The 24,972-nt window shown below is 75.9% G+C and carries 28 protein-coding genes; 10 read left to right on the top strand and 18 right to left on the bottom strand.

The features are described 5' to 3' along the window. The first annotated feature begins 38 nt into the window (after positions 1-38). Positions 39-1,028, top strand: coding sequence for a patatin-like phospholipase family protein (locus LN037_RS16745; protein ID WP_230754607.1), 990 nt, complete (start codon positions 39-41; stop codon positions 1,026-1,028). Here the strand turns inward: LN037_RS16745 and LN037_RS16740 are convergent. The 8 genes from LN037_RS16740 to LN037_RS16705 form a co-directional block, all read right to left on the bottom strand. Next, on the bottom strand, positions 1,023-1,388 hold the full coding sequence (locus LN037_RS16740; RefSeq protein ID WP_230754605.1) for a glycerol dehydratase reactivase beta/small subunit family protein: 366 nt from the start codon (positions 1,386-1,388) through the stop codon (positions 1,023-1,025). The two genes, LN037_RS16745 and LN037_RS16740, sit on opposite strands and share 6 nt — an antisense overlap. After that, the gene (locus tag LN037_RS16735; protein WP_230754603.1) at positions 1,385-3,208 is read right to left on the bottom strand and encodes a diol dehydratase reactivase subunit alpha; all 1,824 of its coding nucleotides are present in this window, start codon (positions 3,206-3,208) and stop codon (positions 1,385-1,387) included. Before LN037_RS16735 ends, LN037_RS16740 begins: the two co-directional genes overlap by 4 nt. A gap of 1 nt (position 3,209) precedes the next feature. Continuing rightward, the gene (locus tag LN037_RS16730; protein WP_230754602.1) at positions 3,210-3,788 is read right to left on the bottom strand and encodes a propanediol/glycerol family dehydratase medium subunit; all 579 of its coding nucleotides are present in this window, start codon (positions 3,786-3,788) and stop codon (positions 3,210-3,212) included. Further along, positions 3,785-5,500: a propanediol/glycerol family dehydratase large subunit gene (locus LN037_RS16725; protein WP_230754600.1), complete on the bottom strand. Its 1,716-nt coding sequence runs from the start codon at positions 5,498-5,500 to the stop codon at positions 3,785-3,787. The genes LN037_RS16730 and LN037_RS16725 overlap by 4 nt, the downstream gene beginning before the upstream one ends. Continuing rightward, the gene (locus LN037_RS16720) at positions 5,500-5,931 is read right to left on the bottom strand and encodes a diol dehydratase small subunit (RefSeq protein ID WP_230754598.1); all 432 of its coding nucleotides are present in this window, start codon (positions 5,929-5,931) and stop codon (positions 5,500-5,502) included. The genes LN037_RS16725 and LN037_RS16720 overlap by 1 nt, the downstream gene beginning before the upstream one ends. Continuing rightward, the gene (locus tag LN037_RS16715; RefSeq protein ID WP_230754596.1) at positions 5,928-6,803 is read right to left on the bottom strand and encodes an MIP/aquaporin family protein; all 876 of its coding nucleotides are present in this window, start codon (positions 6,801-6,803) and stop codon (positions 5,928-5,930) included. Before LN037_RS16715 ends, LN037_RS16720 begins: the two co-directional genes overlap by 4 nt. Further along, entirely contained in the window at positions 6,800-7,204 is a 405-nt protein-coding gene (locus LN037_RS16710) for a GlcG/HbpS family heme-binding protein (protein ID WP_230754594.1), read from the bottom strand. Before LN037_RS16710 ends, LN037_RS16715 begins: the two co-directional genes overlap by 4 nt. A gap of 286 nt (positions 7,205-7,490) precedes the next feature. After that, complete coding sequence (locus LN037_RS16705) at positions 7,491-8,150, bottom strand: GntR family transcriptional regulator (protein ID WP_230754591.1); 660 nt, start codon at positions 8,148-8,150, stop codon at positions 7,491-7,493. Positions 8,151-8,275: 125 nt separating this feature from the next. Here LN037_RS16705 and LN037_RS16700 point away from each other — a divergent pair, with 125 nt between their 5' ends. Beyond that, positions 8,276-9,745: a LuxR C-terminal-related transcriptional regulator gene (locus tag LN037_RS16700; protein WP_230754589.1), complete on the top strand. Its 1,470-nt coding sequence runs from the start codon at positions 8,276-8,278 to the stop codon at positions 9,743-9,745. Positions 9,746-9,817: 72 nt separating this feature from the next. On the opposite strand, the gene LN037_RS16695 is transcribed toward LN037_RS16700, so the two are convergent. The 4 genes from LN037_RS16695 to LN037_RS16680 form a co-directional block, all read right to left on the bottom strand. Continuing rightward, the gene (locus LN037_RS16695; protein WP_230754587.1) at positions 9,818-10,804 is read right to left on the bottom strand and encodes an aldo/keto reductase; all 987 of its coding nucleotides are present in this window, start codon (positions 10,802-10,804) and stop codon (positions 9,818-9,820) included. A 9-nt stretch (positions 10,805-10,813) separates the two neighbouring features. After that, complete coding sequence (locus LN037_RS16690) at positions 10,814-11,728, bottom strand: glycosyltransferase family 9 protein (protein ID WP_230754585.1); 915 nt, start codon at positions 11,726-11,728, stop codon at positions 10,814-10,816. Continuing rightward, positions 11,725-12,828 carry a glycosyltransferase family 4 protein gene (locus LN037_RS16685; RefSeq protein ID WP_230754581.1) on the bottom strand — a complete coding sequence of 368 codons (1,104 nt, stop codon included), beginning with the start codon at positions 12,826-12,828 and terminating at the stop codon, positions 11,725-11,727. Before LN037_RS16685 ends, LN037_RS16690 begins: the two co-directional genes overlap by 4 nt. A gap of 107 nt (positions 12,829-12,935) precedes the next feature. After that, entirely contained in the window at positions 12,936-14,162 is a 1,227-nt protein-coding gene (locus LN037_RS16680) for a hypothetical protein (RefSeq protein ID WP_230754579.1), read from the bottom strand. Positions 14,163-14,606: 444 nt separating this feature from the next. Between LN037_RS16680 and LN037_RS16675 the strand changes: the two genes are divergently transcribed. The 3 genes from LN037_RS16675 to LN037_RS16665 are packed head-to-tail and all read left to right on the top strand — an operon-like array spanning position 14,607 to position 16,501. Then, positions 14,607-15,716 carry a glycosyltransferase family 9 protein gene (locus LN037_RS16675; RefSeq protein WP_230754576.1) on the top strand — a complete coding sequence of 370 codons (1,110 nt, stop codon included), beginning with the start codon at positions 14,607-14,609 and terminating at the stop codon, positions 15,714-15,716. Between the two features lie 17 nt (positions 15,717-15,733). Next, a complete protein-coding gene (locus LN037_RS16670; protein ID WP_230754573.1) occupies positions 15,734-16,027 on the top strand; it encodes a hypothetical protein in 294 nt (97 codons plus the stop codon). A gap of 27 nt (positions 16,028-16,054) precedes the next feature. Then, positions 16,055-16,501: a DUF2267 domain-containing protein gene (locus LN037_RS16665; RefSeq protein WP_230754570.1), complete on the top strand. Its 447-nt coding sequence runs from the start codon at positions 16,055-16,057 to the stop codon at positions 16,499-16,501. A gap of 13 nt (positions 16,502-16,514) precedes the next feature. Here LN037_RS16665 and LN037_RS16660 read toward each other — a convergent pair whose 3' ends face one another. The 6 genes from LN037_RS16660 to LN037_RS16635 all read right to left on the bottom strand — a co-directional run bounded on the left by LN037_RS16660 (position 16,515) and on the right by LN037_RS16635 (position 21,429). Then, positions 16,515-17,093: a hypothetical protein gene (locus tag LN037_RS16660; RefSeq protein WP_230754567.1), complete on the bottom strand. Its 579-nt coding sequence runs from the start codon at positions 17,091-17,093 to the stop codon at positions 16,515-16,517. A gap of 74 nt (positions 17,094-17,167) precedes the next feature. Continuing rightward, a complete protein-coding gene (locus LN037_RS16655; RefSeq protein WP_230754565.1) occupies positions 17,168-18,568 on the bottom strand; it encodes an aldehyde dehydrogenase family protein in 1,401 nt (466 codons plus the stop codon). 172 nt (positions 18,569-18,740) lie between these two features. Continuing rightward, on the bottom strand, positions 18,741-19,535 hold the full coding sequence (locus LN037_RS33700) for a CPBP family intramembrane glutamic endopeptidase (protein WP_230754563.1): 795 nt from the start codon (positions 19,533-19,535) through the stop codon (positions 18,741-18,743). After that, a complete protein-coding gene (locus LN037_RS16645; RefSeq protein WP_230754561.1) occupies positions 19,532-19,933 on the bottom strand; it encodes a ChaB family protein in 402 nt (133 codons plus the stop codon). The genes LN037_RS33700 and LN037_RS16645 overlap by 4 nt, the downstream gene beginning before the upstream one ends. A gap of 18 nt (positions 19,934-19,951) precedes the next feature. Further along, positions 19,952-20,734, bottom strand: coding sequence for an HAD-IIA family hydrolase (locus LN037_RS16640; RefSeq protein ID WP_230754559.1), 783 nt, complete (start codon positions 20,732-20,734; stop codon positions 19,952-19,954). Further along, positions 20,731-21,429 (bottom strand): dienelactone hydrolase family protein, encoded by a 699-nt coding sequence (locus LN037_RS16635; protein WP_230754557.1) that lies wholly within the window; start codon positions 21,427-21,429, stop codon positions 20,731-20,733. The genes LN037_RS16640 and LN037_RS16635 overlap by 4 nt, the downstream gene beginning before the upstream one ends. Positions 21,430-21,487: 58 nt before the next feature. Between LN037_RS16635 and LN037_RS16630 the strand changes: the two genes are divergently transcribed. From LN037_RS16630 to LN037_RS16610, 5 genes are read left to right on the top strand one after another with little or no spacing between them, the layout of a single operon-like run. Beyond that, entirely contained in the window at positions 21,488-22,276 is a 789-nt protein-coding gene (locus LN037_RS16630; protein ID WP_230754555.1) for an enoyl-CoA hydratase/isomerase family protein, read from the top strand. Between the two features lie 41 nt (positions 22,277-22,317). Further along, the gene (locus tag LN037_RS16625; RefSeq protein WP_230754552.1) at positions 22,318-22,737 is read left to right on the top strand and encodes an organic hydroperoxide resistance protein; all 420 of its coding nucleotides are present in this window, start codon (positions 22,318-22,320) and stop codon (positions 22,735-22,737) included. 54 nt (positions 22,738-22,791) lie between these two features. Beyond that, a complete protein-coding gene (locus LN037_RS16620; protein WP_230754550.1) occupies positions 22,792-23,793 on the top strand; it encodes an alpha/beta hydrolase in 1,002 nt (333 codons plus the stop codon). Beyond that, positions 23,790-24,329, top strand: a complete 540-nt coding sequence (locus LN037_RS16615) for a hypothetical protein (RefSeq protein ID WP_230754547.1) — start codon at positions 23,790-23,792, stop codon at positions 24,327-24,329. Before LN037_RS16620 ends, LN037_RS16615 begins: the two co-directional genes overlap by 4 nt. Before the next feature lie 24 nt (positions 24,330-24,353). Next, positions 24,354-24,947 carry a copper resistance CopC family protein gene (locus LN037_RS16610; RefSeq protein WP_230754544.1) on the top strand — a complete coding sequence of 198 codons (594 nt, stop codon included), beginning with the start codon at positions 24,354-24,356 and terminating at the stop codon, positions 24,945-24,947. The last annotated feature ends 25 nt before the right edge of the window (positions 24,948-24,972 follow it).

Below are 24,972 nucleotides of genomic sequence, written 5' to 3'. Positions count from 1 at the left end.
GTCTCGCCCGATCGGTCCGCACCCGTGAGGATGAGCGCGTGCCCCGGCGTCATGCTGTCCTCGAGGTCCTCGCCGCCCGCCGCGCCGAGGGATCGGGCCCGGGCGACCGGACCGACGGCCACCGCGTCGCCCTCGCCATCGAGGGCGGCGGCAGCCGGGCCACGTACTCGTCGGGCATGGTCCTCGGCCTGGAGCGCCTCGGGCTGACCCGCTGCTTCGACGCGGTCTACGGCGCCTCCGCCGGGGCGCTCGCGGGGAGCTGGCTCGTCGGCGGCCAGACCGAGAAGTGCTGCGCGGGCTGGTGGGAGCCCGGGCTGATGGAGCGGGTGACCCGGCCCGTGCGCGGGCTGCGGGGCCGGCCCGTGGTCGACGTCGAGTACCTGGTCGAGACGGTCGGCGAGAAGATCGTCCCCGTCGACTGGCAGGCCATCGTCGACGCCGAGGTGCCGCTGCACCCGGTCGCCACCGACGTCGACACCGGCGACGCGCTCGACCTGCACGGCACCATCTCGGACCCGGTCTCGCTCAAGCTCGCGCTGCGGGCCTCGGCGAACGTGCCCCTGCTCGCCGGGCTGCCGATCGAGATCCACGGACGACGGCTGGTCGACGCGGCGGTCGCCGAGCCCCTCCCCTTCCACACCGCCCTCGACCAGGGCGCCACCCACGTCCTCATGCTGCGCACCCGGCGCGCCGACCAGGAGGCGATCGACGCCACGCGGCTGGAGAAGGCCCTCGTGACGCGGCTCGGGCAGGCCAAGGTGCCGGGGCTCGTGCACGTGCTCGGCAACCGGCTGGAGACCCGCCGGGCCGACGACGAGCGGCTGGCGGCGGCGAGCCTCGACGAGGGCAGCGAGCCGCCGCACCTGCTCGAGGTCCGCCCGCCCGAGGGTGCGGACACGATCAACCCGCTCGAGACCGATCCCGACCGGCTGCGCCGTGGCGTCGAGACCGGCTGCGACACGTTGCGGGCGCTGGTCGAGCCGGCCCTGGAGGTGCCCCCGGCCCGGGAGCGGACCGTCTCGTCATAGCCCCGCAGCGGGCTCACCCGCGCGCAGCGCACCTCCCCCGACGATCCGCGCCGCGTCCGCGCCGGCCTGCCGCTGCTCCCCCGCCGGGGCGTCCGGACCCAGGACGAGGACCGCGTCCGGGACCAGCGCGTGCCGCACCACCACGGCCCCGTCGTCGCCGATCCCGACGCCGACCTGCAGCCGCGAGTCCGCCGCGCCGCGCCGCGCGGCGGCGTCCGGGGACGACCCGGCGTCGGGCAGGAGCGCCGTCGGGACGCCCTGCTCCTCGGCCCCCGCTCGCACCTCCCGCAGCACTCCGGGCGGGGCGCCCGGGTGTGCGGCGACGACCACGGTCGGCGGGCCCTCGGCCGCGTCGCTCACGGGGCCACCAGGGCGGCCGCGTGGGCGTCGACGAGGCCCGCGGCGACGGCGTTGCGCGGCCCCTCGGTGCCGTGGACGTTGCCGATCCCGCACACCACGCCGTGCGGGGCGAGGGCGTCGGCCACCATCGCCGGGATCTCGAAGTCCAGCGCCGACCCGCCGAGCAGCACCACCGAGCCCAGCAGCCGCAGCGACCCCTGCGGTGCGACCTGGGCGAGCGCCCGCAGCGCGTTGACCACGAACACCCGCCGCTTCGCCTCCCGCCGCACCACGCGGACCGCCTCCACCGGCCGGCGCACCGGTACCGGGACGAGGCCCTCGGGAGTCACCGTCACCACGCGCCCGAAGACGTGCGGTGGCAGTGCCTCGGCGAAGAACTGCACAGAGCCGTCCTCGTGGCGGACGTGGAAGAAGCTCTCCACCTTCGCCAGCGGGTGCCGCTTCACCGACTCCGCGGCCTCCCGGTCGTCGAGGCCCAGCTCGGAGTCGATCAGCTTCGTCACCAGCTCGCCCGCGCCCGCGACGTGGACCGCGTCGGTCCGGCCGTCGCGGTCGAGCAGCGCCGCGTCGGTGGAGCCGCCCCCCATGTCGACGACGGCGATCGGGACGGCCGAGCCGGGGGTGGTCAGCGCGCCGCGGACCGCGACCTCGCCCTCCACCCCGCCGATCCGCACGTCGCAGCCCAGCGCCGCGGCCACCTCGTCGGCGACCGCCTGCATCCGGCTGCGCGAGGTGCGCACCATCGCCGCGAGCGCCACCGCGTTCTCCCGCGACACCTCGCCCGCGAGCCCGCCCTGCACGGTCACCGGCACCATGGTGTCGACGGCGAGGACGTCCCGGATCCGGATCTCCGCGGCCGGCTGCCCGGTCACGTCGACCATCGTGTCCCGGACCGCGGCGAGCATCCCGCCGACGTGCGTGCCGGGTTCCCCCGCCACGTCCTGCAGCGGCGCCACCCGGCCGATCGCGGCCATGATCGCGTCGGCGCCCTCGTCGACCCCCACGTCGATCGAGCGGGTCGCCCCGGTGACGGTGAGCGTCCCGACCGGGATGCGCCGGTCGGTCACGTCGCCCTCGGGGGTCCGCACGACGACCGCCGAGCGGGTCCCCGCGAGCGCCCGCGCCACCGGCGAGACCTGGCGGGTCTGCTCGGCGTCGAGGGAGAACGTCGACGCCAGGCCGTAGGAGTCCGCGAGCGTGCGGATCGTCCGGCCCGGCGGCGCCACCTCGACCGCCGCGAGCATGCCGAGCGGCACCCGGTCCACGGCGGCCACCTCGTCGACGACCGGGACGCGGCGGTCGAGCCGGTTCGCCACGAGCACCGCGTCGTCGCCGTGCAGCACCGCGGCCACCACGTCGACGCCCCGCTCGACCGCGCGGTTGAGCGCGTGCGCCACGTCGTCGAAGTCCGCGCCCGCGCCGACCACCACGACGACGGGTCCGTCCTGTCCACCCAGCTCGTCCAGGGCCACCGTCGTCCCGACCCCGAGGCCCTCGCCACCGGGGGTCTCCGGGTTGTGGCCGATCATCGTCGACTCGGTGATGATCGTCTCGGAGATGGTCTCCATGGCGAGGCCGCTGATGACCGGCGTCGCCTCGTTGAGCAGCACCGTGTCGACCACCGCCCCCGGCCGGCCGGCGGCCTCCAGGGCCCGCCGGACGGCGGTGACCACCCCGGCCGCGTTGGCCGGGGTGCCCTTCACCCCCGTCGTCGGGGTGAGCGACGCGGCGAGCCGCTCGGTCTCCCGCCCCTCGTCCACCTCGGCCGCGCAGGCCTCGGTGGTGGAGTTGCCGACGTCGACGCCGACGACCAGTCGCACGTCAGTCGACCCGCGTGATGACCGGCTCGACCTCCACCGCCGCCCGCGCGTGGTCGATGCACTCGAACTCCTTGAGGTGCAGCAGCGCGGCCTTGGCCTGCCAGCGGGGGCGGGCCATCTGGTCGTTGCGCGTCGGCACCGGGCGCGGCGAGCGGCTCTGCGCGTACTGCGCGGCGTTGGCGCCGATCATCCGGAACACCTCGGCGTCGAGGAGCGGCGCCTGCGGGAAGAGCTCGAGGTTGGACAGCCGGGCGAGGTCGCGCTGGTGGATCACGGTGGTCCCCCGGGCGAGGATGCCGACGGCGATCCCGGAGCCGGAGAGCTTCGCCCCGAAGTGCGCGATCGCCGCGAGGTCGGCCGTCCGGTAGACCTTGATCAGCCGGGCCACGCCGCCCTGCTCCTCGACGCCCGCCAGCAGCTGGCGGATCACCTCGGCGTGCGGGACGTCGACGATCGTCTTGGTGAACGGGTCCCCGAACGCCGGGGACAGCGCGATGACGACCTCCTCGGGCCGGGTGCCGCGCTCCGCGGGCCCGGTCTCGCGGAGCGAGAGGGTGCGGGTGCCGGTCGCGGTCGTCATACGACCTCCTCCTCGGGGTTCTCGGCGGAGGTGACGTGGCGCAGCTTCTTGAGCTGCTCCCACCGCTCGCCGGTCAGGCGGTAACCGGTGCCGGGCCCGGCGTAGTCGTTGGCGTCGTTGATCGCGGCGAGCGGGACGAAGTCGCCGGTGAAGATGGCGGCGGTCTGCAGCAGGTCGCCGGACACCCGCTGGCGCAGCACCTGCAGGTAGTTCTCGGCGACGTCGCCGAAGCCGCTGCGCTCGAGGGCCTTGACGAGGTCGAGGCCGGTGACGCCGCGCTCCATGACGCTGCGGGCGCCCTCGAGGTCGGCGAGCACGTCGCGGTCGGGGTAGTCGTCGCTGGAGTCGGCGTAGGTCGCCGCCTCCACCTCCTCGTCGGTGATCGCGGGGAGGTCGAGCTCGGCGAACACGGCCTGCAGCGCCCGGGCCGCCTTGTTGCGGACCTGGAGGATCACGTCCTCGCGGACGTGGCGCAGCCCGCCGTCGACCTGCATGTCGCGCTGGATGGTGTTCCAGTCGTCGTAGTCCTCGGTGTCGAGGTTCGAGCCCGCGAACATGTTGTCCTTGTTCGGCACGGCCGAGTAGCCGGAGCACACGAAGTCGGTGCCGGGCAGCATCTGCGGGAGGAGCCGGCTGGTGCGCCGCATCGCCGAGTGCGAGAACGACTGGTCGTTCCCGGAGGCGCACTCCAGGTCCATCCAGCTCGCGACGAGGTTCTCCGCCGCCACCGCGCGGATGCCGCCGGGCACCGCGCCGGGCACGCCGATGCAGGAGATCGAGCCGTTCTGCAGGCCCTGCACCCCGGCACCCTTGGCCATGAGGATGCAGCGGATCTCCAGGTAGAGCATGGAGCGGCCCTCGGCGTTGCCCATCTGCACCTCGGAGCCGGTGCCCGAGGTGAAGCGCATCTTGATGCCGCGGCTGGCGTAGGCCGAGGCGAGGAACGCCTTCGACCAGGGCGTGTCGTCGCCGTCGACGAACACCGACTCGGTGCCGTAGATCGAGATCGTCTCGGCGTAGGCGGTGATGCCGCGCATGCCGAGGTCGAGCTCGGTGGCCTCCTCCAGCGCGCACTGGGTGAGCACGCCGCCGCGCCCGACCTGGCCGCCGACCTGCAGCCCGATCGCCACGAGCGGCGCGTATCGCACGACGCCGAGGGTGGTCTCCAGCTCCGCGAACCCGCGGACCGCGCCCTCCGCCGCGTCCGCGGCGACCTGGATCGGGTTGTCCTTCGCGCTCGTCGAGTGCGCCTGGTTCGCGGGCGTGCGCCGCGACCGGGTCTTCTGGATGCCCATCATGATCTCGACGACGTTCATCAGCTTGACGACGTCGAGGATCTTGGCCGGCGTGAGCCCGCGGCCGAGCGCGACGACGTCCGCGCGGCTCGCCCGCGGGTCGACGAGCATCCGCGCGATCTCCACCGACGGCGTGGCCATGGCGGCCTCGCACGTGTCGACGTCGATCGCGTGGTCGGCGATGAAGGTGTCCATGAAGTCGAACCGGTCGCGGGTCCGACCGTCGAGCTCGACGATCCGGCCGTCCTCGACGCGGACGCTCGGCTGCGGGTCGAAGTCCGACTCCATCGCGACGAGGCCCTTCTCGGGCCACTCCTCGACGAAGCCGTCGAGGTTCACGGGGCGGTTCTCGAGGACCTCGGTGCGCTTCGAGGGGCGGACCTCGGAGGTCTGCGGGCGCGGTTCCACGGCGGTCATCAGGACTCCTCGGCGAGCAGGTTCCGGGCCGCGTAGACCTGCGCGGCCTCGCGGACGAGCGCGGCGCAGGTGGTGGCGGAGTAGGTGCCCTCGAGCCGTGCGGCGATCTCCTCCATCTGCGCGGCGGTGGAGGCGTTGGGGCGCAGCGCGTTGTACATCGCGAGCACCTCGGCGTCGGGGATGGCGGTCATCTCCGCCGCCCGCCGGCAGTTCTCGCCGAGCTGGCGGCGGCCCATCGACTCGGCGATCCGGCCCTGCAGGACGAGGGTCTCCGGCGTCACGCGCAGGTCCTCGTTCGTCACCTCCCCGGAGACGACGGCGGCCATGGTGATGTCGGCGAGCGCCTTGCCGGTGGGCGTGCGCAGCAGCTCGGGGCGGTTGATGGAGAGCGGATAGTCGGCGGGCGTCAGGTCGGTGACGTCACTGGTCATCGGGTGGCCTCCTTGCGGGTGGCGTCCCGGTCGGGGACGACGACGTCGGCGGGGTGGCGCGGGTCGGCGTTGGCGCCGGCCTCCGCCGACTCCGGGGTGGGTGCGGGAGCAGGGGTGTCCGCCGCCGCGGGGACCTCGAGGCGCTCGACGAGCAGGACGTAGAGCCCACCGCCGAGCAGGGCGCCGATCACCGGCGCGACGATCGGGAGCCACCAGTAGGGCGTGCCGTCCGGCGTCACCCAGGCCGTGTCGTAGCCGGTGATCCAGGACGCCAGGCGCGGGCCGAAGTCGCGGGCCGGGTTGATCGCGTAGCCCGCGTTGGTGCCCCAGGCGAACCCGATGCCGAGCAGCAGCAGGCCCACCATGAGCGGCAGCAGCTGACCCGCGGCGCCCTGCAGGGTCGCGAGCAGCGCGAACAGCACGAACACCAGCAGCGCGGTGCCGACGACCTGGTCGAAGAACGCCGTCGTGACGCCGTGGTTGGGCAGCGTCGAGAAGATCGTCTGGGACGCCGAGGTGAGGCCCGGGTCGACCTTCGCGATGCCCGAGCCGTACACGCCGCGCGTGACGAGGGCGGCGAGGAACGCGCCGAGGGTCTGGGCCGCGGTGTAGGGCAGCACGTGGCGCCAGGGGAACTTCCGGTAGGCCGCCATGGCCACCGACACGGCCGGGTTCAGGTGCCCCGCGCCGAGCCGCCCGGCCACGTAGATGCCCATGATCAGGCCGGCGACCCAGCCCCAGGTGAGGGTGGCCCAGTCTCCGGCGTCGCCCTCGGAGACGACCATCTGCGCCACCGACGCGGTGCCGAAGATCAGCAGGATGAAGGTGCCCGCGAACTCGCCGACGAGCTCGCGGCGCAGCGCCGGCGTCATGCCGACACCGCCTTGACCGCCGCCTCGGCGACCTGCACGTCCTGGTCGACCGAGCCCGCGCTCACCCCGACGGCGCCGACGAGCACGCCGTCGCGGTACACCGGCACCCCGCCGCCGAAGATGACCATCCCGCCCGCGGTCTGCTCGAGCCCGTAGAGCTCGGCGCCCGGCTGGACGAGCGACATCAGCGCCGCGGTGGGCGCCTCCATGAGGATCGAGGTCCGCGCCTTGCGCTGCGCGATGTCGATGCTGGCGCGGATCGCCCCGTCCTGGCGGGCGAACGCGAGCAGGTGCCCGCCGTCGTCGACCACGGCCACGTTCATCGGCTGGCCGATCGCGTCGGCCTCGGCGAGTCCGGCGTCGAGGGCGGCGCGGGCGTCGGCCAGGGTCAGGCCCGGCATGGGTGTACCTCCACGGGGGTGCACGTCGGCGCCACGGAGGCTCGGCCGGTCACGTGGCGGGGCCGGGCGGTGTGCCCGACGCCACGACGCTAGGAGTGCGGCCGCTCACCCGGCCACGGGGAGTGTCCCCACCCCCGTCCGATGGGGGATCTCCCGTAGCCCGGCCGCCGCAGCGGGCGGGCCCGTCCTGACGGCGGGTCGACGGAGCGCCCGCGCCGGGTCACCGTGCCGCGGGCAGCCGCCGGCCGCGGTACCCGGCCCGGCCCGACCCGCCGTCGGGACCCGGCTACCGGCCGAGGACCGCCGTGCGCGTGGCCTCGAGGTGCTCGGAGAGGCGGCCGTGGGCCTCGCTGGTCCGGTCGGGGCCGAGCGCGGCCAGGATCGCCTCGTGCTGGCCGAGGATCTCCTCGGCGCGGCCGGGGCCGTGGCCGAGCAGGGAGCCGAGGTTCATCCGCAGCTGCCGGTCGCGCAGCGAGGCGTACAGCTCGGAGAGGATCGGGTTGCCCGCGCTCTCGACGAGCACGGTGTGGAAGCTGCGGTCGCCCTCGGCGAAGGCCTGCTCGTTGCCCGCGGCGGACGCGTCCCGCTGCTCGGCGAGCACGTCGCGCAGCCGTGCGACGACCGCCGCGCGCTCGGCCTCCCCCGCCGCGCACAGCTTCGCCACGGCGTGTCCCTCGACGAGCTCGCGGGCCTCGAGCACCGCCTCGACCTCGGCGGGCGAGACGGGCACGACCAGCGCGCCGCGCTTCGGGAACAGGCGCAGCAGCCCCTCGGCCTCGAGCCGGAGGAAGGCCTCGCGCACGGGCGTCCGGCTCATCGCCAGCACCTCGGCGACCTGGCCCTCGCTGATCAGGTCGCCCCCGGGGAGGCTGCCGTCGAGGATGGCCGCCTTCGTGTGCCGATAGGCGCGCTCCTTCGCCGAGTGCCCCGCACGCGTCACGTCCACCGCCACCGGCTCCCGTCCGCCACGCCCGGACACCTTGCCCACGGGCCGGTGTGACCCTACTCTCGCCCGCATTGATGCATCTTGTATGCATCCCGATCTCGGGGGTCGGGGTCCGAGGAGGACGCATGACGGTGACGTCGCCGGCACGACAGCTCGACCTCCTGCACCCGGTCATCGGGTCGCGCGCGATGGGATCGGGCGTTCCCGACGGCGGGTCGGGGTCGCTGCTCGGGCGGGTGGTCACGCAGCTGCGGGCCCTGACCGGCGCGCGCTCCGCGTGGGTGGTCCGGGTCGACGAGGCGGCGGGCTCCTGGTGCGTCGACGTCGGTGACGGCGCTGCCGCCCCGCCGGAGGACCTGGTCGCCGCCGTGGTCCGCGACCGGGCGCCCGTCACCGCCACGGTCGCGGGCACGGCCGTGCTCGGGGTCCCGGTCCGTCGCGGGCCGCGGGTGATCGGCGTGTGCGCGGTCGCCGGCGCCCGGCTCTCGGCGACCGACCGCGGCCTCGCCGAGCTGTTCGCCGACTACGCCGCGCTCGCCCTGGTCGACCACGGGTCGCTCGCCGGGCGGCCCCTGCTCGAGGCGGTCCACCAGGAGCTCGGGTGGGTGGAGCGGGCGGGGGTGCCGCGCACCGACCTCGTCACCGTCGGCAACGGCACCCTCGACGACGCGCGGGCCGAGGAGGTCTTCCGCATCGTCCAGGAGGCGCTGGTCAACGTCGTGGCCCACGCCGGGGCCGGGCGCGTGCAGGTCGGTGTGCTGCACGGGCCGGGCACGGTGACCGTGCTCGTGGAGGACGACGGCTCGGGTTTCGACGCCACCCGTCACGGCGGGCTCGCCGAGGCCGCGTCCGGGGCGCACCGCGGGCTCGTCGCCATGAGCGCGCGGGCCCGGCGCCTCGACGGCGACCTGGAGATCGGCTCCGGGACCGGCGGCGGCACGCTGCTCCGGCTGACCGTGCCCTGCGGGCCGGAGGCGTCGACGCCCGGACGGCCGCGGCCGTCGGTGCTGGTGGCCGCGGGCCGCCCGGTGATCCGGGCCGGGGTGGTGCGCCAGCTGCAGCTCGGCGCCCCCGAGCTGGGCATGGTCTCCGAGGTGGACCTCGGGGCCGGTCACGACCTCGCCGCCGCGTGCCGCCTGCTCGGGCCGGACGTCCTCGTCGTCGAGCCCGACCTGCTGCCCGCCGACCTCGCGGGCGCCCTCGGCCGGCTCGCCACCCTGCCGACCGCGCCCGCCGTCGTCCTGCTCGCCGACGCGGGCGCCGACCACGCGCTGCGCACCGCGGTCACCGCGGGCGCCAAGGGCTGCGTCGGGCCGGACGACGGCGAGCGGCTCGTGGAGGTCGTCACCGCCGCGGGCCGCGGCGAGTCGACGTTCCGCCCCGACCAGCTCGGCCGGCTCGCCGACGCCCCGCGGGTCCGGGGCATCACCGCGCGCGAGCGGGAGGTCTGCGCCCTCGTCGCGCGCGGGATGACCGACCGCCAGATCGCCACGGCCCTGCGGATCTCGGCGAAGACCGTCGAGAAGCACGTCGGTTCGCTGCTGCGCAAGACCGGGGCGCGGAACCGGACGATGCTGGTGTCCGTCGGGCCGTGATCCCGGGGTGTCAGCGGTGCGCCACCGCTGACACCCGACGTCAGTGGTGGGCCACCGCTGACGTCCGGTGACCTACACGCCCGCCACGCCCCGCACGATCCCGACCGCCGCCGACACCCCGCGCACCGGGGAGAACCGGTCGGAGGCCTCGTTCAGCGCGGTCCACTCGTCGGGCGCGAGCACGATCTCCGCCGCCGCGCAGTTGCTCTCCACCTGCGCCACGCTCGACGCGCCGGGGATGGCGACGACCTCGGGGCGGTGGATGGTCCAGGCCAGCGCGACCTGCGACGGCGTCGCGTCGTGGGCGGCGGCGACCTCGCGGAGCACGTCGATCAGCGGCTGGGCCCGGCGCAGCGACTCGGGCAGGAACAGGGGGTTGATCTGCCGCACCCGGTTCGCCGGCCGGTGGTCGGCGTCGAACTTGCCCGACAGCAGGCCCTGCGCGAGCGGGCTGTACGCGATGATCGCGCGGCCGGCCTCGGCGGCGTAGGGCAGCAGCTCCCGTTCCGGGTCGCGCGAGACGAGGCTGTAGGACACCTGGTTGGAGATCACCCGGGAGCCGAGCGCGCTCTCCGCGTCCTGCCAGCGGTCGAGCGAGTAGTTCGACACGCCGACCTCGTCGACCACCCCGGCGGCCTGCAGCGTGCGCATGCCGGGCATGGTGCGGCGGTCGCCGATGAGCGGGTTCGGCTGGTGCACCTGGTAGAGGTCGAGCGGGCGGCGGACCCGGCCGGAGCTCGCGACCCCGCGCTGCTCGACGACCGGTCCCACGGGGAACACGGGGAACACCTTCGACGCGACGACCGTGGTGGCCGGGTCGGCGTCGGCGCGGTCCAGGGCGTCGCCGAGGATGCGCTCGCTGCGGCCGAAGCCGTAGACCTCGGCGGTGTCGAAGACCGTGATGCCCAGCTCCAGGGCGCGCCGCACGATCCGCGCGGCCTCCGAGTCCGGCCCCGAGGTGTAGTCGCCGCCGTAGCCCCACTCGTTCGAGCCGAACTGCCACGTGCCGAGCCCGATGGCCGACCAGCGCTTCGCGGTCGGCAGCTCCAGATAGCGCATGCCTCCTGGTTACCCGATGACGGCCGCGACGTCCGCCGCCGGCAGCGCCTCGAGACAGGCCGGACCCGTCGTCGAGAAGGGGCAGGCGGCCTCCCACCAGCACTCCTGCTCGGTGATCGCGGTCGGTCGCCGGACGGGGCAGTCCGGGTGTCCCTGCAGGTTGCGGCCCTCCTCGAGCCCGTAGCGGCTCGCGAGCGTGGGGCCGAACAGCGCCACGGTCGGCGCCCCGACCGCCGCCGCCATCCGCACCGGGCCCGTGTCCCCGCCCACGACGACGCCCCCGGCGCGGCCCACCGCGGCGAAGCGGGCGGCGAGGCCGCGCAGGTCGGTCGGCTCCCAGGTGGGCACGTTCGCGACCGGGGTGACCGCGACGACGGGTCGTGCGTCCAGCGACGCCACGAGGTCGCGCCACCAGGGCCAGCGCTTCACCGCCATGCCCGCGTCCGGCACGAGCACCACCGTGCCGGGTTCCGGGTCGGCGACGCGCTCGTCGTCGCCGAGCACGATCCGCGGCGGCCGCGGCGGACCGCTGATCACGCCCTCCGCGGCGAGGATCCGCTGGTAGCGCTCCCCCACCAGCTCGTCCGCGGGCGGGGAGCGCCAGAGGTTCGTCACGGCGCGCGTCCCGCGGGCCGCCGCGTCGTCGTCGATCAGGTCGCCGATCCCGTCGAAGCGGGTGGTGGTCACCACCAGGTCCGGCGTCAGCTCCGCCAGCGCCGTCCCGACGGCGGATCGCTCCGCGTGCTTCTCCGCGGTCCGCACGGCGGTCACCGCGGGGTCGCGGGCGAGCAGCGCGGCGCCGGGCTCGTGGGTGAGCACGACCAGCTCGCCGCCCGGGTCGGCGTCGGCGAGCGCGTGGACCGACGGCAGGACCATGATCAGGTCGCCGAGGCCCCCGAGGAGGTCGACGACCAGCGTCCTCACGCGAGCTCCGCGTACAGCGCGCGGTGGCGGGCGGACAGGGTCGGCCAGTCCCGGCCGCTCAGCAGGGCGCGGCCGCCGGCGGCGACCCGCTCGCGCAGCCCGGCGTCGTCGAGCAGCCGGCGCAGGGCCGTGACGAGCACGTCGACGTCGCGGACGGCCGGGGCGACGACGACGGTGCGGCCGTCGACCAGCTCCGTGTCGTCCGCGAGCTGGGTGACGATCGTCGGGAGGCCGTGGTCGAACGCGGCGAGCAGGGCGCCGCTCTTCGTCGTCGCCCCGGCGGTGAACGGGAACGCGGCGAGGTCGGCGGCCTGCAGGGCGGCGGAGACCTCGCCGGCCGGGAGGTGCCCGGTGATCGTGACGCGGTCGGTCGCCCCGGCGTCCGCGACGTGCTTCGTGAGCTCCGCCCGGAACGCGGCCGCCTCGTCGTCGGGCAGGGCGAGCGAGGTGAACCCGCCGACGATCGCGAGGTGCAGCGACGGGTGCTCCGCGGCGAGCCGGGCGACCGCGTCGACGAGGTAGCGCAGCCCCTTCACGGGGTGCACGAAGCCGAAGAACACCACCAGCGTCGCGTCCTCGGCGATCCCGAGCGCGCGGCGGGTCGCGGCCGGATCGGCCGGAGGGCCCACCACGACGTTCGGCGGGATGGGCAGCCGGACGACGGTGCTCGTCGGGAAGCGGGCCCGCAGCACCGCCTCGTGGGCGCCGTTGGTGGTGACGACGCGCGCGCTGCGTGGGACGAGCCGGCCGCTCTCGGGGTCGGCGAGCCCGAGGCGGGCGGGGAGGCGCCAGGGCCGGGGCGACCACCAGCCGTACTCGTGGACGGTGGTGACCAGCGGGGCGCCGACGAGATCGCCGAGCAGGCCCGGCCAGCTGGAGAACCGGTAGGCCGACGGGGCGAACTGCAGGTGCACCACGTCGGCGCCGCGGGCGGCGCGGACCGCGGCGAGCAGTCCGCGCGGACCGGGGTCGACCGGGACGTCCCGGACCTCGGTGCCGTCGGCGCGCAGGGCGGCGACGAGGCGGGCGGTGTAGTCGGCGACGCCGTCGTGGGCGGGATCGGCGCGGCCGTGGAGCATCGCGACGGAGGGCTGGGGCACGGGGACCGGTACCCACAACGCGGGCCCGTGCAGCACGGACCCCGCCGTCGTCACCCCGCGGAGGTGACGGACGGCGGAGTCCGTGGGTCGAGCGGCCTCGAGCGGGGTCAGCCGACCACGAGGTCCCCGCGGGTGACGACGCCGCTGGTGACCGGGCTCGCCTGCGTCCCCAGCGTCAGCGACAGGGAGTCGAGCGCACCGGTCCGGGCGCCGTCCTTGACGACGAGCGTGAAGCCGACCACGGCGCCGGACTGGGTCAGGGCCGTGCCCGTGACCGTGGCGGTGCCGGCACCGTCGCTCGTCGCCGAGGTGATCGTGCGGCAGACGATCCGGACGTCACCGTCGCGGAACGAGCAGGTGCCGGACCCGGAGTTCGCGGAGCCGGACAGCGAGATCGACGCGCGACCGTCGACGCCGTAGCGGACGTCGCCGCGCACCGAGGCCGGCTTCACGACCGGGCCCTGGTAGGTGACGACCACCGAGCCGGCGGCGGTGTTGGTCGCGGCGACGGTGCCGCCGGTCGGGACGCGGTTGGTGCCGCCCCCGCCGCCGCCCCCGCCGGTGTTGGCGGCCGTCGCGCCGGCGTCGCCGCCGCGCAGCCCGCCGCCACCCCCCCCCCCGCCGCCGGCCCGCTCGCCGGTGGCCGCGGCCGCCGTGGCGCCGGTCTGCGTGGCGCTGGCCCCGGCCGCACCGCCCGTCGCGGTGCCCGTGCCGACGCCGGCGCTCCCGTTCGCGGCGGCCGCGCCACCGGCGCCGCCGACGCGGGCGGCGTTGGTGCCGCCCGCTCCACCGCCACCGCCGCCGCCACCGGCCGCGACGGCCACGGCCGCGTCGCCCTGCAGGACGACCGAGGAGGCACCGCCGGCGCCACCCCCGCCGCCGCCGCCGACGGCCCCGCCGCCGATCCCGCCGGTCCCGCCGCCGCCACCCGTGCCCGAGCCCGCGCCGCCGGTCCCGGCCGCGGCCGTGCCGTCGGTGCCGTCCGCACCCCGCACGCCGGGCCGGATCGTGAGGGTGGTGCCGGCCGCGGTCGGGAGCGCGCCGGAGACGACGGCGCCGTTGCCGCCGGCGGCCCCGGCCGTGGCCCCGCCGCCGTCGCCGCCCGCGCCCCCGGCGCCGCCGCGCACGGTGACCCGCACGTTCGTGGCGTTCGCCGGGATCGCGAGGGTCTGCTGACCGCCCGCGGCCAGGTACGTGCAGGTGACGCTGCTGCCGGACTGCGCGCACTGGCTCGGGAGGGCCTGCGTGGGCGCCGCGCTGGCGCTGCCGGGCAGGAAGAACAGGGCCATCGCGGCGGTGGCCGTGACGGCGGAGAGACGGGTCGTCGACGACATGCGGGGACTCCAGGGGTTCTCGGTCGGACTTCCTCGGAACAGCGGGCCGGGCATGTCACCGCACGGACACGCCTCGCGGCGGTCGAGCACGGTTCGTGGTCGACCGGTAACGCAGCGGCATCAGGTGTGTCGTCCGGACGGAGCAGTCCGCTACGCGATCCGTCTCCTCGATCGAGCGATGTCCGGAAACGTGCCGCGAGGTCGACGACTGGTGTCCTCCCCGGTCGTGGCGGGCGCGGACCGCAGCGCGTCCCCGCGTGGACACGCCCGGGTGGTCGGGCCCGGTGATGGCTCCCCGCCGTCGGTCGGTGACGGGGGGCAGCGACTATGTGGTCCGTTCGGACCAGCGCGCTACGGCCGTGACCGAACCGTTGCTCCCCGAACGGGCGATTCGCTCCCGGGAACACGTCGCGTGGCCCCGGGCGCGGCGGGTACCTGCACCTCGTGACGTCCCCGCCGTCCCTGCTGCCCCTGCCCGCCCACCCGGCGGCCCACCGTCCCGGGATCGACGACCCGGACTGGACGGCGATGGCACGCATCCTCGTGGTGCGGCCCGACAACGTGGGCGACGTGATCATGACGGTGCCCGCCCTGCGGGCGCTGCGCGCCGCGGCCCCGCAGGCGCGGATCGACCTGCTCGCCTCGCCGGCCGGTGCGGCGGTCGCCCCGCTGATCGACGAGCTCGACGACGTGGTGGTCGCCTCGGTGTCCTGGCAGCGCCTGCCGTCGGTGGCGGCGGCCGAGGACCCCGACCCCGACGCCGACCTGGTGGCGACGCTCGCCGTGCGGGACTACGACGCGGCCGTCGTCCTCACCTCGTTCTCCCAGTCGCCCTGGCCCGCCGCCGCGCTGTGCCGCCGCGCGGGGATCGGCGTGCGCGTGGGCACCAGCAAGGAGTTCGGCGGCGACGGGCTGACCCACTGGGTCCCGGCCCCGCCCGACGACGGCCACCAGGTCGACCGGGCCCTGGCCGTGCTCGCCGCCGTGGGCGTGCCGTCCCGCGGCACCGACCTCGCCGTCACCGTCCCCGGCCCGTCCGGCGCGCGTCCCGCGGGCCGCTACGTGGTCGTCGCCCCCGGGGCGAGCTGCTCCTCCCGGCGCTGGTCCCCCGAGCGGTTCGCGACGGCGGGTCGCGGGCTCGCCGCCCGCGGCTGGACCGTGGTGGTCACCGGGACGGCGAAGGAGGCCGACCTCGTCGGCCGCGCCGCCGCCGACGTGCCGGGGGCCGTCCCGATGGTCGGCGTGCTCGACCTCCCCGGGCTCGCGGCGCTCGTGTCGGACGCGGACGCGGTCGTCGTGAACAACTCCGGCGGCGCCCACCTGGCCGACGCCGTCGGGACCCCGGTCGTGGAGCTGTTCGCGGGGACGGAGGAGGTCGGGCAGTACGCGCCGCGGTCCGTGCCGGCCGAGGTGCTGACCCGCCCGGTGAGCTGCTCGCCCTGCCGGCAGCTCGTCTGCCCGTTCGACCAGGAGTGCCTCGACATCGACCCGGAGCGGGTGGTCGACGCGGTGGGCCGGGTGGCTCCGCCTCGTGCGCACCGTCCGTCGGTCTAGGCACGGGAGCTGCTCACATGGCGGAGCCCCGGTTCATCGTCATCGACGGCCGCCGCTGGCGCGCCACCGACCCGGCTATCCCGGAGGAGGACGCGGCCCGGCTGCGCCGCTGGCTGATGGCCGCCCGGCGGGACGTGGGGCGGGCGAAGAAGGCCGACGACCCGACCGCCGAGCGGGCCGCGCGTGACCGGGTCCACGCCGCGAAGACCGCGCTCGGCGAGCGTGGGGATCCCTGGTGGGAGCAGTCCGCGGACGACCGCCGGGCCCGCTGGACGGCCGGCGTCGACCGCGCGGCCGAGGAGGGTTTCTGATCGGCTCCCCAGCGGGGAGTCGACACCATGACCACCCCGCCCCTGCAGGACGACCCGAACCCGAACGACCCGAACCCCGCGCGCTCGAGCGCCACCCTCTCCGCGTTCACCGGCCAGGTGCAGCGCCGACTCGGGCTCGACACCGAGAGCGAGGCCGAGGTGCTCACCCGCGCGACGCTGAACGAGTTCGGCAAGGTCGTGAGCGCCGGACTCGCCCAGGACCTCACGATCAGCCTGCCGCCGGAGCTGTCGGCGGAACTGCGCGCGCAGCGGCCGTCCGACGACCAGGCCCGCTCGGTCGGGCGCGCCGAGTTCGTCGACGCCGTGAGCGGCGCGGTGCACTCGGTGGACGCCGAGGAGGTCGGGCGTCAGGTGGAGCAGGTCCTGCGCCTGCTGCGCGAGTGGCTGCCCGAGTCCGACGTCGACCGCACCCTCGAGCAGTTGCCGGGTGACCTCGTGGAACTGATGCGCTGAGGCGGCCGGGAGTTCAGCGCCGGGGCTCGCCGGGCGTCGTCGACGTCCCCGGCGGGTCCGGCGCGGGCTCGGGGTCCTGCGACGGCGGGTCGGAGGGCGCCGGGTCCGTCGTCGTCGTCGGCTGCGGCTCCTGCGGCGGGTCCTGCTCCGGCGGGGCCTGCTCCGGCGGGGCCTGTGGGGCCGGCGGCACGGCCGCGGGCGGACGCACCGGGAGCACCGGGCGCCCCACCGTGGAGCGCACGGGCGGCGCGACCGTGGTGGTCGTGGGCTCCGCGACCACGGTCTCCTCGTCCACCGAGGACGGCGCCGGGCCGAGCACCGGCAGCACCGGAGCGTCGGGCACCCCCGCGACCGACGACCCCGCCGGGACGGTCGCCACCCCGGCCATCGCCGCCAGGCTCGTCACCGGCGCCACGCCGGTCGCGACGACCACGCCGAGCGCGGCCGTCGCGGACACCACGAACGCCAGCAGCGAGTGCGCCGGCTGGATCCCCGGCCCGCGCCCGGCCCGCGACCGCCGGCGCGGGGTCGGCCGGATGAGCGCGGTCTCCGACTCGGGCGCCGACGGGGGACCGGCGGGTGGCTGAGACATCACGTCGGCGTAACGAGATCACCCGATCAGGGGTGACGGGTCTCAACCCGATCACCACGCTGGGTGATGCGCGACTACCGATCGTCGCGCGGCGGGCACGGCTCGATGTGCACGACCTTCGTCGTGGTCATCTCGTCGAGCAGCTCCGGGCCGTACCCGAAGCCCGCGCCCGAGAGCCCGCGCGGCTGCGCCGCACCGCCCGGAGCGCCCCCGAAGGCGGCGTTGATCTTCACGGTGCCGACCGGCAGGGCCCGCCACGCCTCCTGCGCGTGCGCCATGTCCGGGGTGAGCACGGTGGCCGCGAGCCCGTGCGGGTCGTCGATCGCCTCGGCCAGCGCCTGCTCGAACGAGTCGACCACGCGCACCGGCACGACGGGCCCGAACGTCTCCTCGCGGAGGATCCGCATGTCGGGGGTGCACCCCGAGAGCACGGTCGCCGGGTAGAACGCGCCGGCGCCGTCGGGCACCGCCCCGCCGACGTGGGCGACCGCACCGCTCGCGAGCGCCTCCGCGACCTGGCTGTGGACGTGCTCGCGCTGCCGCCGGTCGACCAGGGGTCCCAGCGCCTTCTCGCCCTCGGCGGCGGGCCGGTACACCCACCGCGTGGCCTCCTCGGCCAGCGCCGCGAGGAACTCCTCGGCGACGGCGGCGTGGCAGTACACGCGCTCGACCGAGACGCAGACCTGGCCGCCGTTGGCGTAGGAGCCGAGCGCCACCTGGCCGGCCGCCCACACCGGATCGACCCCGTCGTCGACGATGAGCGCGTCGTTGCCGCCGTTCTCCAGCAGCACCTTCGCCCCGGTCGCCGCGGCGGCCTCGGCGATCGCCCGCCCGGCCGCGATCGACCCCACGTGCGCGACGACGTCGACGCCCGCGTGCGACGAGAGCAGCGCGCCGGTCGGTCCCGCGCCGTCCACGACGGTGAGCACGCCGTCGGGCAGGAACGACGCCAGGAGGTCGGCGAAGCGGCGCCCGAGGTGCGGGCAGCGCTCGGAGGGCTTGTGCACGACGGTGTTCCCGGTGACGAGCGCCGCCCCGATGAGGCCCGCGGCCACGGCGACCGGGTCGTTCCAGGGCGTGATCACGGCGACCACCCCGCGGGGGCCGGGGACCATGAGGTCGGTGGCCGACCAGTCGCCCTGCAGCGAGCGGCCGCGGTGCAGGGGGCCCAGCTCGGCGTACTGCTCCAGCGTGCCCGCCGCGGCGAGGACGCCGCCGAGCCCGTCCTCGAACGGGCGTCCGGTCTCGGTCTCGTTGAGCCTCGCGAGCTCCTCGGCGACCCCGCGCACCGCGGCCGCGGCGTCCTTCACCATGCCCGCCCGGTCCGCAGGCGAGGTCCGGGCCCAGTCCCGCCCGGCGGCGACCGCCCGGCCGACGGCGTCGTCGACCTGGTCCTGACCGGCGGGCCGGACGCGGCCCACCACCTCGTCGGTCGCGGGGTCGCGGATCTCGATCTCGGCGGTGGCGGCGGTCATGGGGCTCCTTCGCAGGTGTCGGGACGGTCGGGCGGGGGTGCCCACCGAGCTCCCGCCCCACCCGTGGTGCCCGCCCGGCGCCGTGGCCGTGGCCGTGGCCGTGGCCGTGGCCGTGGCGCGATCCTGACGTCAGGTGTCAGCCGTGGGCCACCGCTGACGAGCCCGGGCGCCCCTACAGCGCGATCAGCAGCAGGGCGAACGACGTCAGGTTGAACGTCGCGTGCGTGACGAAGCACGGCCAGATCGACCGCGTGCGCTCGTAGAGGACGGCGTTGAGCACGGCCAGGACGAGCACGGCGAGGAACACGACGTTGAACCCGTGCGCGATCGCGAAGACCAGCGACGACACGACCGTCGCGGCCACCCGGCCGAAGCGGCGCAGCGAGCCGTAGCCGATCCCCCGGAACAGCAGCTCCTCCCCCAGCGGCACCGCGAGACCGCCGAGCGCCACGACCAGCGCCGCGGCGAGCCCGCCGGAGAACTGGGTGAGCGCCGCCTGCGGGTCGGTGAGGTCCCCGGTGACCGACACGTACACGACGATCAGCACGCGCGACACGAGCCAGACGGCCAGCCCGAGCAGCACCGCGAGGCCCACCGTGCGCCACGGCACCCGGCGCATCCCGAGGGCCGCGAGCGAGCGGACCCGGAGCGCGAGGGCCACCGCGACCGCACCGAACGCCGACACCGCGGAGATCGCGAGCAGGACCGGCGCGGGCGGGAGCGCCCCCGTGGCGGTGATGAGGGCGAAGCCCGCGAGGACCTGGATCGCGACGTAGACCACCGCGGCGACGACGAGCTCGGGCAGCCCGAGGCGCCGGCCGCGCGGGCTCCATCCGGGCTCGGTCGGGGCGGGGGGCAGCGGGGCGTCGCCCAGGCCCGCCGGGCCGGTCCCGACGACGGGTGCGTCCTCGCCCGATGCGGTGGGACCCGTCGTCGGGAAGGCCTCGTCGCGGGGCGGGACGCTCACTCGCGGGCCTTCCGGGTCTCCCGGTCGTTCGCCTTCTGCAGGGCGTCGACGAGCTCGTCCTTGTCCATCGTCGAGCGGCCCTCGACGCCGAGCTCCTTGGCCCGCTCGTAGAGGTGCTCCTTGCTGGCGTTCGCGTCGACGCCGCCCGCCGGCTTCCCGTCCGGATCGGCGCCGCCGCTCTCCGCCCGGGAGTCGGAGGGGCCGTACTCCTCCTTGGGCTCCCAGTGGTCGCCGACCTTCTCGTGGGTGTGCTTCAGCGCCGCGTAGGCCGTCCGGCTCGCGCGCTCGCCCTTCCCGTAGGTCTCCTCCGCGGACTCCTTGGCCTGCGCGTACGTGTCACGGGCCTTCTCGTCCGATCGCTGCAGCGTCGACGGGAGGTCCTCGAAGTCATCCGGCATGCTCGCCGGGTACCCGGATCAGCCCCGCGAGCCGACCTCCAGCGAGGCGACGCTCTGCACGATCTGGTTGGGCCGGTAGGGGTAGCGGTCCAGCTCGGCCTCGTCGGTCACCCCGGTGAGCACGAGGATCGTGTGCAGCCCCGCCTCCATGCCCGCCACCATGTCGGTGTCCATCCGGTCGCCGATCATCGCCGTGGTCTCGGAGTGCGCGCCGATGGTGTTCAGCCCGGCCCGGATCATCAGCGGGTTCGGCTTCCCGACGAAGTAGGGCTTCTTCCGGGTGGCGTGGGTGATCAGCGCGGCCACCGAGCCGGTCGCGGGGAGGGTCCCCTCGGCGCTGGGACCGGTCGCGTCGGGGTTGGTGCAGATGTAGCGCGCGCCCTTCTCGATGAGCCGGATCGCGCGGGTGATCGCCTCGAACGAGTAGGTCCGGGTCTCGCCGATGACGACGTAGTCCGGGTCGCGTTCGGTGAGGACGTAGCCGATCTCGTGCAGCGCCGTCGTCAGGCCCGCCTCCCCGACGACGAACGCGGACCCGTTCGGGCGCTGGTCGTCGAGGAACTGGGCGGTGGCGAGAGCCGACGTCCAGAGGTTCTCGACGGGGATGTCGATGCCGCTGGCGTGCAGGCGCGCCCGCAGGTCGCGCGGGGTGTAGATCGAGTTGTTGGTGAGGACGAGGAAGGTCTTGCCCGCCTCCGTCAACCGGCGGATGAACTCGTCCGCGCCCGGGAGCGCGTTCTCCTCGTGGACGAGCACGCCGTCCATGTCGATGAGGTAGCTGTCGAGCTCGGGTTCGGTCATGCCAGGTGCTCCCCGAAGAAGGTCAGGATGCGCCGCCAGGAGTCCTCCGACGCCGAGGCGTCGTAGCCCATGCCCAGGGGGCGGACGAGGCTCTCGGCGTAGAACCGCTCGTGGAACGAGTGGCCCGCGCCCTCGTAGGTCTTCACGTCCTTCTCGACGCCGAGCGTGGTCAGCGCCGCCTCCAGCCGCTCCGGGTGCCCCTTCAGGGAGACGTCCTTCGCCCCGAAGCTCGCGACGACGGGGCAGATGCCCTCGAGCTCGCGCTCGGCGTCGGTGGGGACGTGGCCGTAGTTCGGGGCGGAGGCCGCGAAGTCGTAGCGCGCGGCCGCGAGCAGCGCGAACCCGCCGCCCTGGCAGAAGCCGATGACGCCGATCCGACCGGTGCAGTCCTCCCGGCCGGCGAGCCAGACGCGGGCGGCCTCGATGTCGTCGAACACCGGACCCTGGCCGCTCGTCATCGCGCGGAACACCGCGGCGACGCAGCGGACGCCCCCGCCGCGCGGGGTGTAGAGCCGCGGCGCGACCGCCACGTAGCCGGCCGCGGCGAGCCGGTCGGTGTGCGCGCGCAGGTTCTGCCCCATGCCGAAGGCGTCCTGGAGGACGACGACCCCGGGGTGCGGGCCGGGCCCGGCGGGGGTGGCCAGGTAGGCCTCCTGGTGCGACCCCTCGGCGGCGGGGATGTGCAGGTCGGGCACCGCGTCTCCTCCTCTGCGTGGCGAGGCGCCCAGCGTGGCAGGCTCGCGGCGACATCGCGTGATCGAGGAGGAGTTCGTGGCGGACGTGCGGGTGCGGGTCGAGGAGTCCGACGGGGTCGTGCGGCTGGTCCTGGCCAACGGGGCGGGACACAACGCGGTCGACTTCGAGTTCGGCGCCCAGTTCCGGGCGGCGCTCGCGGGCCCGGCGCAGGGCGCACGGGTCGTCGAGATCGTCGCCGAGGGGCCGAACTTCTGCGTGGGCGGCGACGTGCGCGGCTTCGCGGCGAACCCGGACTCGTCGCTGTCCGCCCTGGCCGACGACTTCCACGCCTGCCAGCGGCTGCTCCTCGACCTCGCGGTCCCGGTGGTGATCGGGGTGCAGGGCTGGGCCGCCGGGATCGGGCTGTCGCTCGTGCTCACCGGCGACGTGATCGTGCTCGCCGAGGGCGCGCGCCTGCGCCCGGCGTACACCGCGATCGGGCTGACCCCCGACGGCGGGATGACCGCGACCCTGCCCGCGGCCGTGGGCCGCGCCCGCGCGCTCGACATGTTCCTCACGAACCGGCCGATGGGCGCCGCGGAGGCCCTGACGGCGGGGCTGGCCTCGCGGGTGGTGCCCGACGAGTCGCTGCACGCCGAGGTCGCGGCGATCAGCGCGACGATCGCGGGTGGGCCGCCGCAGGCCCTGGCGGCGACCAAGAAGCTGGTGCACGCGGCGGGCGGCGTGCTCACCGACAGCCACTTCGAGGTCGAGGCGAAGTCGATCGGCGACCGCGGGCTGTCGGCGGAGGGCCGGGAGGGCGTCGCGTCGTTCGTCGGCAAGCGGGCGCCGGTGTGGCCGGCGTGATCCTCTGGTTGCGCGCAACCTGAAGGGGTACTGGTCCGGTCATGGACATCACCTACCTCGCCGAGGCCACCTCGACCGGCAACGCCCGGGACGGGCACGTCCGGTCGTCGGACTCCTACATCGACCAGGACGTCCGGCTCCCCGAGGCGCTCGGGGGCGACGGCAGGGGCACCAACCCCGAGCAGCTGTTCGCCGCCGGCTACGCCGCGTGCTTCCACCAGGCGGTCAAGATGGCCGCCGGGGAGAAGAAGGTGTCGGCGAAGGACTCGGTCGTCGACGCCGAGGTGGGGCTCGGCCCGGACGGCGACAGCTTCGGCATCGAGGCCTCGATCACCGTGCACCTGCCGAGCCTCGACCAGGAGACCGCCGACGCGGTCGTCGCGCGCGCCCACGAGCTCTGCCCGTACTCGAAGGCCACCCGGGGCAACGTCGACGTGTCGGTGGTCGCTCTCGTCTCGTGAGCAGTAACGGTCGTCATAGCGACCCTTTCTGCTCACCTGAGCGAAGCTCACCCCGTGCGTCTCCCCCTCCGGACCCGCGTCCTCGGCGCCCTGCGCAGCTCCCTCGCCGGCTCGGTCGCCGACCTCCCGCCGGCCGAGGTACCCGCCGCACGGGAACGGTCCGGCCGCATCCAGGCCGGGCCGGCCGGGCGCGCCGTGGTCGGTCGGCACGACCGGCGGGTGGTCACCGAGGACGCGTCGCTCGACGTCCCCGGCGCGGTGCTCCCGGTGCGCGTCTACCGGCCGCCGCACGTCGCGCAGGTGCCCGCACCCGTCGTCGTGAACTTCCACGGCGGCGGGTTCGTCCAGGGCGACCTCGACCAGTCGGACTGGTTCTGCGGTCAGGTCGCGCTCGTGGCCGGTGCCGTGGTGGTGTCGGTCGACTACCGGCTCGCCCCCGAGCACCCGTTCCCCGTGCCCGCGCAGGACTGCTACGCCGCGGTCGGGGCGCTCGTCGCCGATCCCGGACGGTGGGGCATCGACCCGGAGCGCGTCGCGGTGATGGGCGACAGCGCGGGCGGCACCCTCTCCACCGTCGTCTGCCTCATGGCCCGCGACGCCCGCCGGCGCGGCGAGGACGCCCCGACGATCGGCGCGCAGTGCCTGGTCTACCCGGGCGCCGAGATGGTCGACGTCCTGCCCTCGGAGCGCGCCATCCCGACCGCCCCGATCCTGCACGCGAGCGACATCCGCGGCTTCTCGCGCCTCTACCTCGCCGGCGCGGACGGCACCGACCCCTACGCCTCGCCGCTGCGCGCGGACCTCGCCGACCTACCGCCCGCACTGGTCCAGACCGCCGAGCACGACCCGCTGCGCGACCACGGCATCCGCTACGCCGACGCGCTCGCCGCGGCCGGCGTCACCGTCCGCTACACCGACTACCAGGGCGCCTGCCACGGCTACATCTCGATGCCCCGGCTGCTCGCGACGACGGCCCACCAGGCCGCGTGGGAGGTCGGGTCGTGGGTGAGCACGTGTCTGGGGCCGTCAGGGGGCTCGCCTACCGTGGAGCCGTGACCTCGACCGGCGCCCGTGCGCTCGGCGTGGGCGCCCTCGCGCCCGCGCTCGGCGTGGCTGCGCACGTCGAGGCGGGGGGCGGCACGCCCGACCTCACGGCCCCGGTCGTCCTGGTCGCGTTCCTGACGGCGGGTGTGGCCGCGCTGGCCGTCCGCCGGCGGGTGCCCGTGGTGCGGCTCGTGGCGGTGCTCGGCGCCGGGCAGGTCGGCTGGCACCTGACGATGGGCGCGGGCCCCGGCGACCCGCACGCGGGCCACGACGTCGCCCACGCGCTCCCGTCCCCGGGCATGGTCGCCGCGCACGCGCTCGCCACCCTGCTGGTCGCGCTCGGGGCCGCCGGGGCCGACCGGGCGGTGCGCACACTGCTCGCGCGCCGGGTCGGTGCGGTGCTGGCGCTGCTGGGGTCCCGTCCGGTCGTGGCGGCGCCGTCGGCCCCGCCCGCCGTCCCCGGACCGGCGGCCACGCCCGTGGTCGCCGCCGCCCTGCTGCGGGTGCGTCCCCTGCGTGGTCCCCCGGTGCGTCCCGCCGTCGCGTGACCACCTCCGACCCGTGAAGGGACCATGACCACCTCCTCCGCGCCCCGTGGCGCGTTCCTCCGCCCTGCCCTCGTGGCGGCGCTGATCGGCCTGCTGGCACTGCTCGGCGCCGGTCCGGCCGCCGCGCACGACGTGCTCGAGGGCAGCGACCCCGCCGACGGCGCGCAGGTCGCCACCGCCCCGTCCCGGATCACCCTGACCTTCGGCGACGCCCCGACCCCGAACACCGCCACGATCACCGTGGTGGGGCCGGACGGCACCACGCACTACGAGTCCGGTGCCCCGACCTCGGACGGCGAGACGATCTCGGTCGGCGTCGCCCCGCTCGGGGCGGCCGGGCGCTACGAGATCGGCTACCGGGTCGTCTCCGGTGACGGCCACCCCGTCTCGGGGGCCCTGTCCTTCACCCTGACGACCCCCGGGCCCGCAGCCGCCGCCCCGGCCACCACCGCGCCGGCGGCCGGTGCCCCCGCGGCCCCCTCCGCGGCGGCCCCCAGCCCCGCGGCCTCGGCGGCCCCCGCGGCCGACGAGGGCGGCACCCCGGCGTGGCCGTTCGTGCTGCTGGCGGTCGTCGTCGTGATCGGCGCGGTCGCCCTGGTGCTGCGCCGCCGGGCGTAGACGCGGGCCTCGTCCCGCCGGGACG

It is taken from the genome of Actinomycetospora soli, from assembly GCF_021026295.1.
In the GTDB taxonomy this organism is placed as follows: domain Bacteria; phylum Actinomycetota; class Actinomycetes; order Mycobacteriales; family Pseudonocardiaceae; genus Actinomycetospora; species Actinomycetospora soli.
The sequence above is the reverse complement of the archived record's forward strand: the minus strand, read 5'-3'. Positions and strand labels throughout refer to the sequence as shown.